Below are 14,291 nucleotides of genomic sequence, written 5' to 3'. Positions count from 1 at the left end.
AATGGAGAGGTCATGACGGCATTGGACACGACCATCGTCGACAGCGCACTACCCGACGGGGTGCACACCGAGATCCTCATCGGCGGCGCCTGGCGACCGGGCCGAGACGGCGCCACCTTCACCGACCTCAACCCGGCGACCGGCCTGCCACTGGTCGAGGTCGCCGCCGGATCTGCCGAGGACATCGATGACGCGGTGCGTGCCGCCCGGGCTCAGCTCAGCGGCGACTGGGCCGCCGCGCCAGGAGCGGCTCGCGGTGCGATCCTCCATCGCGTCGCCGATCTCATCGAGCGCGACGGCGACCTCCTCGCCCGCCTCGAGGCCCTCGACATCGGCAAGCCGATCGGCCAACCGTCCATGCTGGACATCCCCAACGCCGCCGGCACCTTCCGTCACTTCGCCGGGTGGGCCGACAAGATCACCGGTCAGTCGATCCCGACCGCCGGATACTTCGGACGGCCCACGCACTCCTACACGGTGCGTGAACCGGTCGGTGTGATCGGCGCGATCATCCCGTGGAACACACCGCTCATGATCGCGGCCTGGAAACTCGCACCGGCACTGGCCGCGGGCAACACCCTGGTGGTCAAGCCACCGGAGGACGCACCGCTGTCGATCCTGCATCTGGCATCGCTGTTGATCGAGGCCGGGTTGCCCGACGGTGTGGTCAATGTGGTGCCCGGTCTCGGTGAGGTGGCCGGCGAGGCGCTCGTCGCCCACCCGGACGTCGACAAGATCAGCTTCACCGGCAGCCCTCGCGTCGGACGCCACATCCTGAAGGTGGCGGCCGACACCTTCAAACGCACGACCCTCGAACTCGGTGGCAAGTCACCGCAGATCATCCTGGCCGACGCCGACGTCGAAGCTGCGATCAACGGCGCTGCGATGGGCCTGTTCTTCAACCAGGGCGAGGTGTGCGCCGCCGGAACCCGTGTGCTGGTACACCGTTCGCACTACGACCAGGTGGTCGAGGGTCTCGCGGCCGCCGCCGCTGCTCAGGTGCTCGGCGATCCGTTGGACCCGGCCACCACGATGGGCGCCCTCGTCAACGCCAAGCAACGCGATACGGTGCTCGACTACATCGAGGCCGGGCGCACCGACGGAGCACGACTGGTCGCCGGTGGAGAGCGCGGTGGAGTCGAGGGATTCTTCGTGCAGCCCACCATCTTTGCCGACGCCACCAACGACATGCGTATCGCCCGCGAGGAGATCTTCGGCCCCGTGGGCACGGTGATCCCATTCGACGATGCCGACGAAGCCATCCGCATCGCCAACGACACCGCCTACGGCCTGGCGGCCAGCATCTGGACATCAGATGTGGCCCAGGCCCACTCGCTCGCCGGGCAGGTGCGCGCCGGGGCGGTGTGGGTCAACGGTTGGGCCGCAATCGATCCGGCACTCCCGTGGGGCGGCATGAAGACCAGCGGCGTCGGCCGCGAACTCGGGTGGGCGGGCATCGTCGCCAACACCGAGGAGAAGGTCGTCACCGTCGTCCTGTGAAAGCACAACTCTCCAACCCGTCAACCATCACCAGAAGAGGAAGTCACTCATGAAGACTCAGGCAGCGGTCCTGTGGGAACCCGGTCAGGACTGGAAGATCGAGGAACTAGAACTCGACGCCCCAAAGTACGGCGAAGTGAAAGTGGAACTCGCCGCGTCGGGAATGTGTCACTCCGACGAGCATGTACGCGACGGCAGCGTGCCTGTCGGCATGTACCCCTACATCGGTGGACATGAAGGTGCCGGCGTGGTCACCGAGATCGGGCCGGGCGTCAAGTCCGTCGAGGTCGGCGACCACGTGGCACTGGGCTTCATCCCGGCGTGCGGTCGGTGTCCGTCGTGCGCCAAGGGCATGTCAAGCATCTGCGATCTCGGCGCCAATCTCCTTGCCGGGGTGCAGCTCTCCGACGGAACCGCACGCCACCACGTCAACGGTCAGGACGCGGGCCTCATGTGTCTGCTGGGCACTTTCGCCCCGGTGACGGTGGTCAACGAGGCATCGTGTGTGAAGCTCACCAAGGACATCCCCCTCGATAAGGCCGCCCTCGTCGGCTGCGGCGTCACCACCGGATGGGGCTCGTCGGTGTACGCCGCCGGCGTCTCGGCGGGTGAGACCGTTGTCGTGCTCGGTATGGGTGGAGTGGGTTGCGGTGCAGTACAGGGGGCTTCGCTCGCCGGCGCTCGGCATGTGGTTCTCGTCGATCCCTCCGAGTTCAAGCGTGAACAGGCGAAGATCTTCGGCGCCACGCACGCGGTGGCCACGATCGACGAAGCACTGACGCTCTTGCAGAACATCACCTGGGGACAACTCGCCGACAAGGTCCTCATCACCGTCGACGTGGCGCGCGGCGACCTGGTCGGCCCAGCCATGAGTCTGGTCGCCAAGGGCGGTGTGTGCGTGCAGGTCTCGGTCGGTGACCTCACCGCCACCGACGTCACCATGAGCCTGTTCGACCTGACCGCCATGCGAAAGACCCTCAAGGGCGCCTGGTTCGGCAACGCCAACATCCGCTTCGACATCCCCCACCTGCTGCGGCTGTATATGGAGGGTCAGCTCAAACTCGACGAGATGATCACCCGCACCTACACTCTCGACCAGGTCAACGACGGATACGCGGCAATGCGCAGGGCCGAGAACGTTCGTGGCGTGATCATGTACTGATCCGGCGAGGCGAGTGTCCTCGACCTCGACCCGTCGCCCGTCGGATAGGCCCGCACCTTCATCACTCGGGCCCGGCTCGACCGCACCGCCGGCGAGCCGGGCCCTTGATCCGCTGGTCGAGTCGCCCACCTCGCCGGTCGAGTCTCTACCCGTCGGTCGAACCGTGGCGAACCCCCCGGGCGAGCCGCGAGTCGAGACCTCGCAAGGAAAGTCTGGAACTCCCCACCACCACAACGTTTCTGTGGCAGTGCGGCCCGGTCAGTACCGGTGGGCGGGGCTGGTTCAGGAGGTGTCGAGCCGGTGGTGGAGCCGGGCGGCCAGGACACGTTCGATTCGGCTGTTGCGTGGGTTCATGCCGATGGCGGCCAGTTCCTCGAGCTCACGTTCGACGTCGACGCGGCTGGCACGGATGCCGCCGAGACGGATGAGGCGCTCGCGTGCCCGTCCTTCGGTGGCCGTGTCACTGACGTTGATACGGGTGCGTGAGGCACGTTCCAGCCCGGCAGCAGTGGCAGGGTCGTCGGGATCGTCGGTGATCGGAACACCGTCGCCATCGAAGATGACCAGGTCGATCTTCCCGGTGTTGGTGACACCAGGGTTGTCGGGGTGCTCGTCGCCGGTGGCGTCGGGCCCGTCTCGCTGGTCGGATGGTCGGGGCTCAACCGGATCGGATTGGTCTGCGCCTGAGTCGTATTCGTCGACGGCTGGGCCGGGCTGATTGCAGATGTCGGCATCGTGGTCGTCGTCCTGGTCGATGCGGTCTGCGTTGTCGATCGTCGAGGAGTCGGCGGTCGGAGCCTGATGGTCACTCGAAACACCACGGTCGGAAGGGGTTTCGGCCTTGACGGTCGGTGCCGCGTCCTCGTGTGCGTAGTCGCTGTCAACGTCGGACTCGGCCGGTACATCGTCGTCGATGGTGGCGTCCGCATCGACCGACTCGGCCTGACCACCTGCGTCAGCGTCAGCGTCAGCGGCGTCGGCTTCGACGTCAGCAGTTTCGGCATCGACTACTTCGACATCAACCACGTCGGTGGCGTCGGGTTCGGTTGCGCCGGCACCACGATCGGTGGCGGTGCCGCTGGTGTCATCGCTGTGGTCGCCGTGGATCTGTTCGCGGATCTGGTCGAGCTTCTGCTCGTACAGGGCGGTGATGTCGGGATGGTCGTTGACGATCTTCGGGTTTGCCGGCATGCCGGGTGCGGCGTTGAGTTGCCACCAGCAGCGTCCCGCGAGGGGGCCGTTCTCGTAGATGCCGGTGGTGTACTGGCCGGGGTTGGGGCCGACCATCCGGTTGTGCGGCCCGCACGCGGGGGCGAGGTCGGTGATGTCGGTTTTCCCGCCGTTGGCCCAGTCTTCTTTGGCGTGATGCATTTCCGAGTGGGAGGCGGGTTGCCCGCAGCCGGGGAACGAGCACACCTCGCCACCGGTGCGGGAGAACGACGCGATCCGCTGCTCGGTCGACGCCAACCGTCGGGACCGCCCCAGATACAACGGGAGGTCGATGGCGTCGGAGAACACCGCCAGGAACTGCTGCAGATCGTTGGGATCCTTGATGTCCCCCAACGCACTCAGAAGATCGGGAATCGGAATGGTCGAACCAGAGGCGGTGGTGGCATACCCGGCGCCGGCGAGGAGATCTTGCAGGAAGGTTTTGATGATCAACGCGACCGGCAAACCCCGATGCGTCTTGCCGAGCACGCCTTCTTTCATCGCCGACACCAACAGGACGTGCATGGCATCATGATTGCGTTGCGCTTGGGAACGGTCGTCACGTTTGACCGCCGCCGCGAGTTGGTCGGGGTCGGCGTCGCCGATGGCGCCGGTCGGAGATTCCGCATCTCCAAGATTGTTCATTCCCGGTTTGGCCCAGGCGTCGAGCATGGTGTCCCACAGGGCGCGGGTGATGGGGGGTAGGTGCCCGTTGAGTTTGGCCATTCCATCGACTCGGGACTGGTTGATCCACAGGTTGCGGCGCTGTTGGCGTTCTTTCTCCTCGACCAACTGCCCGTCGGGGTCGAGGTGCGCCAGGATCCGGGCACCCATCTTGGTGATGTCGGACGGGATGTGTTCGGTGGCTTTCTCACCGAGGGTGGCTTCGGCCGCGGCTTTCTTGTCGTGCGGGACGGCGTTCGGGATGTTGTCCAACGCTTCCAACGCCGCCGACAGGTGGGTGTGACCGATCAGGCCCTTCTCATAGGCGGCCGACAGGGTGGGGTATTTCGGTTCCTCGGGTTGTCCGGTCAGTCCGTGGAATCGGGCGGTGGCCTTCATATGAGCGATGCGCATGGTGGGTTGCGCGATCCGCAGATCGAAGTTCAGAAAATTTGACAGGCTGACTTTGCCGACCTTGCGGTGCACACCACGATCCGAGATTTCCAGGATCGCCCGGTCACCTTGGAAGTGAGTCCGCATGGCGATCTGTTCGGAGAGTTTCGCTGCCTCGATGACTTCGGTGTCGGAGCAGGCGGTCATCGGGGTGGTGGCCAGTTCGTCGAGCAACGCGGTGATCTGGTGCATCAGCGCCAGTGGTCGCGACACGAGATTGTCGGTGGTGTCTGTCATGCTGATGTCACCTCCCCCGAGAAGGCCGTTGTGGCGTGTGTGTTCTATTCTAGCCTTTCCCTACATCGCTCGCAAGTATTTTCTATTCACAGGGTGTGGATGGGTGAATGTGTCTGGGGTGGTGTGGTTCCCGGCGTCGGCTTGCGAGGTCTCGACACGGGCTCCGCTAGCGCTCCGCCCGGCTCGACCAACGAAATAGGGGTCTCGGTCTGCAGGACAGAGGCGAGGCGCGAGCGGCGAGATAGAGGCACGGTCTGCAGGATAGAGGCGCGATCGGCGGGATAGAGGGCTTCGCCAGCGAGATGAGGGTGTGCGACCAGCGGGAGTGAGGGGTCTCGACTGGCGGAATCATGGTGCGCGACTGCAGGATGGGTGCGCGACCGGCGTGACGGGGTTTCTCGACCGGCGAGATGAGGGTCTCGACCAGCGGACAGGTCAGTGGACCGACAAGTGGCCGTCGCGGTACTGGCGCGGACTCATCCCGTAGGCACTCTTGAACAACCGAGAGAAGTGCGCGGCATCAACGAGACCGTTTGCTGCACAGATCGATCCGACGCTGCGATGCGCTTGCGCGGGATCGGCGAGGTCTCGCCGGCACCGGTCGAGACGACGCTGCCGGATGAAGCCGGCGACACTGTGTCCGTCGTGTTCGAACAGCTTCTGCAAGTAGCGCAGTGACACATGGTGGTGCGCCGCGACGGCCGACGGCGTCAGATCTGCGTCGCAGAGGTGGCCGTCGATATACGAGCGCGCCGACAGCAGGATCGTTTCGCCCGCACCCAATGACTCATCCGGCGCACAGGCCCGCAGCGCCGCGCTCACCAAATCGGCCACGGCATCGGTCACCAGGGTTTGCCCCACTGTTCCGGAGTCGTCGGGTGACGACGCCCGCAGGGCTATCAGCATCGGGTGCAGTAGCGCACCGACTCCCGACGTGGTCGGAATCGCCCGGGCTGTGGCGTCACGCAACTCTGAATCGCTGATACGCAAAGAATCTCGCGGTAGCACCGCCACCAGCATGTCGAAGGAGCCGGCGAGGGCGAGATCATAACGCTCGCTGGTGTCGTAGACGGCCAGGTCACCGGGACCCAGCGCGGCCTGACGTTCATACTGGGTCACCGTCGACGTGCCCGACATCTGTAACGCGACCTTGATCACGCCCGGATCGGAACGCCGAATGGTGCTAGGAGATCGACGAACATGCGCCGACGATCCCAGCACCTCCGACAATTGCAGGTCACCGAGTGAGCGACTGTTCAGCCCACCCTCGAACGATCCGAATCCGGGAGTGAGTGGCGTCGCATCGAGAGGGACGAACGCCTGCGAGATCGCCTCGCGCCATCCTTCGAAATCCAGCGGCCGGTCGCACATCGTCATCGGGTCACACCACTCTCGTCAAGCCTTCGGCCGGTTGTCCACCAATCGCTTTGCCTTGCCCGTCGACCGCTGAAGGGTACCCGGTTCGGCAATGGCCACATCCACGGTAACGCCGATCCGATCCTTGATGAGCTTCTTCAGCGAATGCGCAGCAGGTTCACGGTGATCGGCGGAGACATCGGGACGATACTCGACATGCACCGTCAGGGTATCCATCCGGCCGGGCCGGTCGAGCACGCACTGGAACTGCGGGGCCAGCGGCGGCAACGTCAGGATGAGTTCCTCGATCTGGGTGGGAAACAGGTTGACCCCACGCAGGATGATCATGTCATCGGTGCGTCCGGTCACCTTCTCCATTCGACGCATCGTGCGTGCGGTCCCTGGCAAGAGGCGTGTCAGGTCCCTGGTGCGATACCGAATGATGGGCATCGCCTCTTTGGTCAGCGAGGTGAAGACCAGCTCTCCCTCCTCACCGTCGGGCAGTACCTCGCCGGTGAGTGGGTCGATGATCTCGGGATAGAAGTGATCTTCCCAGATGTGTAGTCCGTCTTTGGTTTCCACGCACTCTTGCGCCACCCCGGGGCCCATGACCTCGGACAGGCCGTAGATATCGACGGCATCCATGTTCAGCTGCGCGTTCGGTGCGCATCTGCTCGGTCCAGGGTTCGGCACCGAACACGCCGGTGCGCAGCGACGTCTGCGCAGGATCGATACCCTTGGCGATCATCGCGTCGACGATCGTCAGCATGTACGACGGGGTGACCATGATGGCGTCCGGGGCGAAGTCCTCGATCAGCTGGATTTGCCGCTCGGTCATGCCACCCGACATGGGGATGACGGTGCAGCCCAGCCGCTCTGCGCCGTAGTGGGCGCCCAGGCCACCGGTGAACAGTCCGTATCCGTAGGCTACGTGCACCTTGTCCGACGGCCGCACACCCGCTGCGGCGAGGCTGCGCGCCACCAGATCTGCCCAGTTGTCGAGGTCATTGGTGGTGTAACCGACGACGGTGGGTCGACCGGTGGTTCCCGACGACGCGTGAATCCGCGACACCTGATCCTGGGGCACCGCGAACATGCCGAACGGATAGTTCTCCCGAAGATCTGTCTTCGCGGTGAATGGGAACAAGGCGAGATCGCCGAGTGACTTGAGGTCAGACGGGTGAACGCCCTTCTCGTCGAACGCCTTTCGATAGTGCGGCACGTTGTCGTAGGCGTGCTGCAACGACCACTTCAAACGGGTCAACTGCAGATCGGCGATCCGGTCGCGGCTCGCGTGTTCGATGTCGAGGGTATCCGGTCCGCCGGCGGGACTGCTCAGGGTGCTGGTCATGGTGGACTCCATGCTTCTGTGGTGGGCTGGGGTTCTAGGCGTCGAAATCGACGGTGACGTCGTCGGATAGCGGATAGGACTGGCAGGTCAGGACGAAGCCGGCGGCCACTTCGGACTCGTCGAGTGCATAGTTGCGCCGCATGTCGACCTCGCCGCAGGTGACCTTGGCACGGCACGTCCCGCACACTCCGCCCTTGCAGGCGAACGGCAGATCCGAACGCAGGTCCTCGCCGGCGTCGAGGATCGTCTCGTCGCGCGGCAGAGTGCCCGCCACCGACCTGCCGTCAAGGACCAGGGTGACCTCGCTGGTCGGGCCTGACGCGCCACGTTCACGATGACGATCCATCGGTGGTGGAGTGGCCTCCACGTAGAAGAGTTCTTGGTGGATACGGTCTTTCGCGATCTCCTGCGAACGGAGAACCTCCTCTGCCGTCTCCACCATGCCCAGCGGGCCGCACAGCCAGAAGTGGTCGATGTCGGCGGTGGGCACCACCGTTGTCAGGATCTCCTCGAGCCGTCCGCGATCGAGCCTGCCGGTGAGCAGCTCGGACTCGCGGGGGTCCCGGGACAGCACGTGGATGATGTCGAATCGCGGACCGTGAGCGTCCTTCAGGTCGGCGATCTCCTCGGCGAACATCACCGACCGTGTCTTGCGGTTGGCGTAGATGAGGGTGACCTCGGCGTCGGGGTTGGCCAGCATGGACGCCGCGATCGACAGCATCGGAGTGATACCAGAGCCCGCCGCGATCAGCAGATGTCTGCCACCCGAATCCGGGTCGGCATGAAAGGAACCGGTCGGCGGAGCGACCTCGATGCGATCGCCGGGGCGAACATCATTCACCAACCAGCTTGAGAACAGTCCACCGTTGACCTCGCGCACCCCGACACGTGGCGCCGTACCCGCCGGGGCACAGATCGAGTAGCTTCGGCGGTGCTCCACACCGTCGACGGTGCGGCGCAACGTCAACGACTGACCCGGACGAAACACGTACTCGTCGTGCAGTTCCGGCGGCACGGCGAAGCGGACGGCGACGGCATCATCGCACAGCGACTCGATATCGGCGACGGTCAGGGCGTGAAATCCCCTACTGCGCGCGGGGACGGTCATCGGGACGGCCGTGGTCGTGCTGGTCGTCATGTCAGATCTCCTTGACGTGGTCGAACGGCTCGGCGCAGGCCAGACATTGGTAGTGCGCCTTGCACAGGGTGGCACCGAACTCCGAGATCAGCTGTGTGCGAGCGGAACCGCATTGCGGGCAGGCGACGGCGCGCGGACGGGCGGTCAAAGTCAGCGGGATGGGTCCCGCCGACCGGCGCGGCGCCGCAGCCGGGGGTGAGTATCCGGCCGCGACGAGCTTCTCTCGACCCGCCGACGAGATCCAGTCGGTGGTCCACGGCGGGGTGAGACTGGTGCGGATGTCGACGTCGCCGAATCCGTGACGCGTCAACGCAGAGGTGATGTCGTCACGGATGGTGGCCATCGCGGGGCAGCCGGAGTACGTGGGCGTGATGGTGACCGTGACCCTACCGGTCGCGTCGATCTCGACGTCACGAATGATGCCGAGATCGTCGAGGGTGACCATGGGCATCTCCGGATCGAGCACGTCGGCGACGATCGCTCGCGGTGATTGTGTTGCGACGGCGGTCATCTCACCACACCCCTTCCGGATGTCGCCGTGCCACGCTCTGCATCTCGGCGAGGATGTAGCCCATCTGCTCGGTGTGCAGCCCGTCGCGGCCGGCCCGTCCGCCGACCCGACCGATTCGGCCCACCTCGGGTGTCTGCACCTCCGCGGCGCGCAACACCTGTCCGATGACCTCGTCGAATTCACCTCGCACGGTGGCGGGATCGACGCCGACACCGGCCGCGGCGAGAGCGATCTCCTCGGCGGTGGGGACGAAGAGCTCGTCGACGTAGGGCCTGATCTGGGCCAGGGCGCCGACCAGTCGTCGTTTGGATTCGTTAGTGCCACAACCGAGTGTGACGATCCAACGAGCCGCGTAGTCGCGATGGTAGGTCAGTTCCTTGACGCCCTTGTCGGCCACCGCGGCCAGGACGGGGTCACGGGAGGTCCGCAACCGATCCACAATGGCGAGCCGCCAGGTGGCGAAGACCAGGAGCCGGACCATCGAGACCGCGAAGTCGCCGTTGTCGACCTCGGTGAGGTGTACGTTGCGGAAGTCTTGCTCGTCCCGGAAGAACGCGAGAGCATCCTCGTCCGGAACCGGTGTGGTGTCCGAAATGTGAGGCACCACCGTGGGATTGGCGGCAGCCGCACGGGCCAGCAGCAGCCGCGCGGCGCCGAGCAGATCGAGACCGATGTTGGCCAGCGCCACTTCCTCTTCGAGTTCGGGTGCATGCGTGCACCATTGGGCGAGGCGGTGCGCACTGATCAGCGCATCGTCGCCCAGCATCAGGCAGTAGGTCGCGAGCGCATGGCGGTCGACGTCGTCGGGGACCGTGGTGTCGACACCGGCGAGCGGGTCGTCGAAGCTGGTGCCGAAGGCCCATTGTCCGTGCGAGTCCTCGTCGACGAGTCCCTGATAGGCGTTGTCGTGGTCTGTCATGTTTCTGTCCGTCTCCTCGCCGTCACTCACATGTGGGGGACGTTGTCGGGGATCTCGTAGAACGTGGGATGGCGGTATACCTTGTCGCCGCTGGGGGCGAAGAACGGGTCCTTCTCCGACGGGCTGGTGGCAACGATGTCGCTCGAGCGCACCACCCAGATGCTGACTCCCTCGTTGCGACGGGTGTACACGTCCCGGGCATGCCGCAAGGCCATCTCGTCGTCGGCAGCGTGCAGAGAGCCGACGTGGACGTGGTTGAGTCCGCGCTTGCCGCGCACGAACACCTCGTACAGCGGCCATTGCGCCTTGATCTGGCTCATCGGTGATTCTCCTGTTCTCGCACGGCGAAGGCGGTGGCGGCGTCGCGGACCCACGCTCCATCCTCGTGGGCGTTGCGGCGCACCGCGATGCGTTGGGAATTGGTGGCGCCGTTACCCTTGACGACCTCGGCGAACTCGCTCCAATCGGGTTCGCCGAAGTCGTAGTGTCCGCGATCGGGATTCCATGCGAGGTCGGGGTCGGGGAAGGTGACGCCGAGTGCTTGCGCCTGCGGCACACTCATGTCCACGAACTTCTGTCGCAGGTCATCATTGGTGTTGCGTTTGATGCCCCAGGCCATCGATTGTTCGGTGTTGGGCGATTGGTCGTCGGGCGGTCCGAACATCATCAGCGCCGGCCACCAGAACCGGTCGACCGATTCCTGGACCATGGCGCGTTGGTCCTCGGTGCCCGACATCATGGTGGTGAGCAGTTCGTAACCCTGCCGCTGATGGAACGACTCCTCCTTGCATACCCGGATCATCGCCCGGGCGTACGGCCCGAAGGAGCTGCGGCACAGCGGAACCTGGTTGCAGATGGCGGCTCCGTCGACAAGCCAGCCGATGGTGCCGACGTCGGCGTAGGTCACCGTGGGGTAGTTGAAGATCGACGAGTACTTCTGCTTGCCGGAGATGAGCTTCTCCGTGAGGTCGTCACGATCGGCACCGAGCGTCTCCGCGGCGGAGTACAGGTAGAGACCGTGACCGGCCTCGTCCTGCACCTTGGCCATCAGAATCGCCTTGCGCCGCAACGAGGGTGCGCGGGTCAACCAGTTACCCTCGGGCTGCATGCCGATGATCTCGGAGTGTGCGTGCTGGGCGATCTGGCGGATCAGCGTCTTGCGGTAGCCGTCGGGCATCCAGTCGCGTGGTTCGATGCGCGCCTCGTCGGCGATCGTCGCGTCGAACCACTCCTGCAGGTCGGTGGTGTCGATGGTGGGGCTGCTCATCTCACTTGCCTTGTCGTCGGGGGCTGTGTCGCCGTGCGCCGTGCGTGTCTCAAACCGCTTAGCGGCCGGCGAAGCGCGGCTTGTTCTTGTTCAGGAATGCCTGCAAGGCGGCCGCGTGGTCGGCGGTGGCCCCGAGGTGTCGTTGGGCGTCGAGTTCGCGGTCCAGTGCCGCATCGAGGCCGTCGGCGGAGGCGCCGACGAGTGTCTTGATCCGGCGGTACGCCTCGGTGGGTCCGGTCGCGAGACGCAACGCCAGTTTGTCCACTGCCGTGTCGAATTCGGCGTCGTCGACGACGCGGTGCACGAGTCCCCAGTCGGCGGCCTGTACGGCATCGACGCGGTCGCCGAGCATCAGCAGTCCCATCGCCCGGCTCGCACCGAGCATCGACACGAGGTGATGCGACAGCCCGGAGTCGCTGGCCAGCCCGATGCCGGCGAAGGCGGTCGCGAAGGTCGCGTTCTGCGAGGCGATCCGGATGTCGGCGGTCAGCGCTATGCCGAGTCCGGCGCCGACACACGCTCCGCGGATGGCCGCGACGACGGGGACGTCGATGGCCGCCAACGCGCGAATCACCGGGTTGTAGTGTTCGGCGACGGTGTCCATCGCGTGTTCGGGTGATTTCTTCAGTTCGGCGACGTGATCGCCGAGATCCTGTCCGACGCAGAAGTTCTTGCCGTCGGCCGTGAGCAGCACCGCACGGACGCTGCGGTCGCCGGCGACCTTGTCGATCGCCTGGAGCAGTGCGACCTTGGTGTCGACGTCGAGCGCATTGTGGGCTTTCGCGCGGGCCAGGGTGATGGTGGCGAGCCCGTCGGCGATCTCGAGGGTGGTGGTCATCTTCTCTCAGCCTTTCCAGTCGTAGAATCCGCGGCCGCTCTTGCGTCCGAGTTCGCCGCGAGCAACCTTGTCGCGCAGCAACTGTGGCGGTTCGAAACGCGGACCCAAAGTCGCGGTGAGGTGTTCGGCGACGGCCAGGCGTACGTCGAGACCCACCAGGTCGGTGGAGCGCAGCGGGCCCATCGGATGTCGATAGCCCAGTTCCATGGCCCGATCGATGGATTCGGCGTCGGCGACGCCCTCCTCCAGCATGCGGATGGCCTCCAGGCCCAGGTGCACGCCGAGACGGCTGGTGGCGAAGCCGGGTGAGTCGTTGACGACGATCGCGGTCTTGCGCAGCGCCTGCGCCCACCCGACGACTGCGTCGACGGTCGCGGTGGCGGTCTGCGGCGCGCGCACGATCTCGACCAGTTCCGAGACGGGCACCGGGTTGAAGAAGTGCATGCCAACGAACCGGGTCGGATCGGGCAGTGCCGCACCGAGTTCGGTGATCGACAGTGAGCTGGTGTTGGATGCGATGATCGTGTCGGCGTCGAGCGTCTTCGCAAGTTGGGTGAAAACATCGAGTTTGAGCGCGGTGTTCTCCGGCACCGCCTCGACGACGAGGTCGAGATCGGCGGGGAGTTTGTCCGGTGCTCCGACGGTGCTCACCTGCGCGAGCACGGCGTCGGCTTGTTGGCCGTCCAGCTTGCCGCGTTCGGCGGCGCGTCGAAGTCCGGTATCGACACGCTGATACGCGGCCTGTTGATCGACGGTCTCGGCGATGGTGACCGTGGCCCCGCGTTCGGCGAAGACCTGCGCGATGCCGGCACCCATGCGACCACCGCCGACGACGCCCACGCGAGCCGGAACCTGATTGCTGCTCATGACTTCCTCTCCAGAAATGCACTCATCCGCTGGGCCTTGTCGGCGCTCTCGAAGAGCACGGCCTGCACGATGTCGTCGGCCCACGGGTGATGTCCCGGGGCGTCGATGACCTTTTTCGACAGCCGCAGCGCCAACGCCGATTGCGTGACCACACGATCGACGACGGCGTGGGCGGCGACGAGCGGGTCGTTGGAGATGTCCATCACCAGGCCGTGACGCAGGGCCGTGCCGGCATCGAGTCGCGCTCCGCCGAGCAGAACCTGCTTGGCGACCGAGGTACCCACCAGCTGCGGCAGCCGGTAGCTCGCGCCGGCTGCGGCGAGAATGCCCAGTGCGGGTTCCGGGTTGCCGAACACCGCGTCCGGCGCTGCAATCCGGATGTCACACGCGTAGGTGAGCTCCGCTCCCCCGCCGAGCGCATAGCCACGCACCGCGGCGACCGTCGGCAGCGGCAGGGCCGCCACCCGGTCGAAGAGGGTCCGGTTGATGCCGGCAAGGGCATCGTCGCGGGTGCGCCGCGCGAGTTGGGCGATGTCGGCGCCGCCGGCGAAGGTGCCACCCGCTCCGGTGAGGATGACCGGCTTCGGTGCCTGTTCGACGGCGGCGCACACCCGGTGCAGTTCCGCGATCATCTCGCCGGTGATGGCGTTGCGCTGGTCCGGGCGGTTCAGCGTCACCACATAGCGATCACCGCCGTCGACGATCAGGACGTGCGCCAGGTCGTCGAGCTCCGGCACCGCTGTGCCCTCGGCAACACCACTGGACATCTCCGAGCCTCCTCACACTGTGGACTCTTCTAGTAATAACCGACTGTTTGGTC

12 protein-coding genes and 1 pseudogene are annotated in these 14,291 nt (G+C 65.5%); 2 read left to right on the top strand and 11 right to left on the bottom strand.

The genetic code is table 11. The features are described 5' to 3' along the window. The first annotated feature begins 12 nt into the window (after positions 1 to 12). Entirely contained in the window at positions 13 to 1,500 is a 1,488-nt protein-coding gene (gene styD, locus ABLE92_RS10455; protein ID WP_348804691.1) for a phenylacetaldehyde dehydrogenase StyD, read from the top strand. A 49-nt stretch (positions 1,501 to 1,549) separates the two neighbouring features. Further along, the gene (locus ABLE92_RS10450) at positions 1,550 to 2,662 is read left to right on the top strand and encodes an NDMA-dependent alcohol dehydrogenase (RefSeq protein ID WP_348804690.1); all 1,113 of its coding nucleotides are present in this window, start codon (positions 1,550 to 1,552) and stop codon (positions 2,660 to 2,662) included. Positions 2,663 to 2,944: 282 nt separating this feature from the next. Here ABLE92_RS10450 and ABLE92_RS10445 read toward each other — a convergent pair whose 3' ends face one another. From ABLE92_RS10445 to ABLE92_RS10395, 11 genes and pseudogenes are all read right to left on the bottom strand, one after another. Continuing rightward, positions 2,945 to 5,224, bottom strand: a complete 2,280-nt coding sequence (locus ABLE92_RS10445; RefSeq protein WP_348804689.1) for an HNH endonuclease signature motif containing protein — start codon at positions 5,222 to 5,224, stop codon at positions 2,945 to 2,947. Between the two features lie 435 nt (positions 5,225 to 5,659). Next, positions 5,660 to 6,601 carry an AraC-like ligand-binding domain-containing protein gene (locus ABLE92_RS10440; protein WP_348804688.1) on the bottom strand — a complete coding sequence of 314 codons (942 nt, stop codon included), beginning with the start codon at positions 6,599 to 6,601 and terminating at the stop codon, positions 5,660 to 5,662. A gap of 18 nt (positions 6,602 to 6,619) precedes the next feature. Then, positions 6,620 to 7,931 (bottom strand): annotated as a pseudogene (gene paaK / locus ABLE92_RS10435) (phenylacetate--CoA ligase PaaK). A gap of 34 nt (positions 7,932 to 7,965) precedes the next feature. Then, positions 7,966 to 9,069 carry a 1,2-phenylacetyl-CoA epoxidase subunit PaaE gene (gene paaE, locus ABLE92_RS10430; protein WP_348804687.1) on the bottom strand — a complete coding sequence of 368 codons (1,104 nt, stop codon included), beginning with the start codon at positions 9,067 to 9,069 and terminating at the stop codon, positions 7,966 to 7,968. 1 nt (position 9,070) lies between these two features. Next, a complete protein-coding gene (gene paaD / locus ABLE92_RS10425) occupies positions 9,071 to 9,580 on the bottom strand; it encodes a 1,2-phenylacetyl-CoA epoxidase subunit PaaD (protein ID WP_348804686.1) in 510 nt (169 codons plus the stop codon). A 1-nt stretch (position 9,581) separates the two neighbouring features. Beyond that, complete coding sequence (gene paaC, locus ABLE92_RS10420) at positions 9,582 to 10,499, bottom strand: 1,2-phenylacetyl-CoA epoxidase subunit PaaC (RefSeq protein ID WP_348804685.1); 918 nt, start codon at positions 10,497 to 10,499, stop codon at positions 9,582 to 9,584. Between the two features lie 26 nt (positions 10,500 to 10,525). Further along, positions 10,526 to 10,819, bottom strand: coding sequence for a 1,2-phenylacetyl-CoA epoxidase subunit PaaB (paaB, locus tag ABLE92_RS10415; protein WP_348804684.1), 294 nt, complete (start codon positions 10,817 to 10,819; stop codon positions 10,526 to 10,528). Beyond that, positions 10,816 to 11,766, bottom strand: a complete 951-nt coding sequence (paaA, locus tag ABLE92_RS10410; protein ID WP_348804683.1) for a 1,2-phenylacetyl-CoA epoxidase subunit PaaA — start codon at positions 11,764 to 11,766, stop codon at positions 10,816 to 10,818. The genes paaB and paaA overlap by 4 nt, the downstream gene beginning before the upstream one ends. A 58-nt stretch (positions 11,767 to 11,824) precedes the next feature. Next, on the bottom strand, positions 11,825 to 12,604 hold the full coding sequence (locus ABLE92_RS10405) for an enoyl-CoA hydratase/isomerase family protein (protein WP_348804682.1): 780 nt from the start codon (positions 12,602 to 12,604) through the stop codon (positions 11,825 to 11,827). A 6-nt stretch (positions 12,605 to 12,610) separates the two neighbouring features. After that, positions 12,611 to 13,471 (bottom strand): 3-hydroxyacyl-CoA dehydrogenase family protein, encoded by an 861-nt coding sequence (locus ABLE92_RS10400; protein WP_348804681.1) that lies wholly within the window; start codon positions 13,469 to 13,471, stop codon positions 12,611 to 12,613. Further along, on the bottom strand, positions 13,468 to 14,238 hold the full coding sequence (locus ABLE92_RS10395) for an enoyl-CoA hydratase/isomerase family protein (RefSeq protein WP_348804680.1): 771 nt from the start codon (positions 14,236 to 14,238) through the stop codon (positions 13,468 to 13,470). The genes ABLE92_RS10400 and ABLE92_RS10395 overlap by 4 nt, the downstream gene beginning before the upstream one ends. Between the last annotated feature and the right edge of the window lie 53 nt (positions 14,239 to 14,291).

The organism is Gordonia oleivorans (assembly GCF_040044975.1).
Classification (GTDB): domain Bacteria; phylum Actinomycetota; class Actinomycetes; order Mycobacteriales; family Mycobacteriaceae; genus Gordonia; species Gordonia oleivorans.
Note: the sequence above shows the minus strand (reverse complement) of the source record. Positions and strands in the feature narration are given on the sequence as shown.

Bases quoted from the DNA above. Each gene is read 5' to 3' on its own strand.
- paaE (WP_348804687.1), bottom strand. From the start codon at position 9,069: ATGACGACCAGCACGACCACGGCCGTCCCGATGACCGTCCCCGCGCGC.
- paaA (WP_348804683.1), bottom strand. From the start codon at position 11,766: ATGAGCAGCCCCACCATCGACACCACCGACCTGCAGGAGTGGTTCGAC.
- ABLE92_RS10440 (WP_348804688.1), bottom strand. From the start codon at position 6,601: ATGACGATGTGCGACCGGCCGCTGGATTTCGAAGGATGGCGCGAGGCG.
- ABLE92_RS10445 (WP_348804689.1), bottom strand. From the start codon at position 5,224: ATGACAGACACCACCGACAATCTCGTGTCGCGACCACTGGCGCTGATG.
- paaD (WP_348804686.1), bottom strand. From the start codon at position 9,580: ATGACCGCCGTCGCAACACAATCACCGCGAGCGATCGTCGCCGACGTG.
- ABLE92_RS10450 (WP_348804690.1), top strand. From the start codon at position 1,550: ATGAAGACTCAGGCAGCGGTCCTGTGGGAACCCGGTCAGGACTGGAAG.
- ABLE92_RS10400 (WP_348804681.1), bottom strand. From the start codon at position 13,471: ATGAGCAGCAATCAGGTTCCGGCTCGCGTGGGCGTCGTCGGCGGTGGT.
- ABLE92_RS10395 (WP_348804680.1), bottom strand. From the start codon at position 14,238: ATGTCCAGTGGTGTTGCCGAGGGCACAGCGGTGCCGGAGCTCGACGAC.
- ABLE92_RS10405 (WP_348804682.1), bottom strand. From the start codon at position 12,604: ATGACCACCACCCTCGAGATCGCCGACGGGCTCGCCACCATCACCCTG.
- styD (WP_348804691.1), top strand. From the start codon at position 13: ATGACGGCATTGGACACGACCATCGTCGACAGCGCACTACCCGACGGG.
- paaC (WP_348804685.1), bottom strand. From the start codon at position 10,499: ATGACAGACCACGACAACGCCTATCAGGGACTCGTCGACGAGGACTCG.
- paaB (WP_348804684.1), bottom strand. From the start codon at position 10,819: ATGAGCCAGATCAAGGCGCAATGGCCGCTGTACGAGGTGTTCGTGCGC.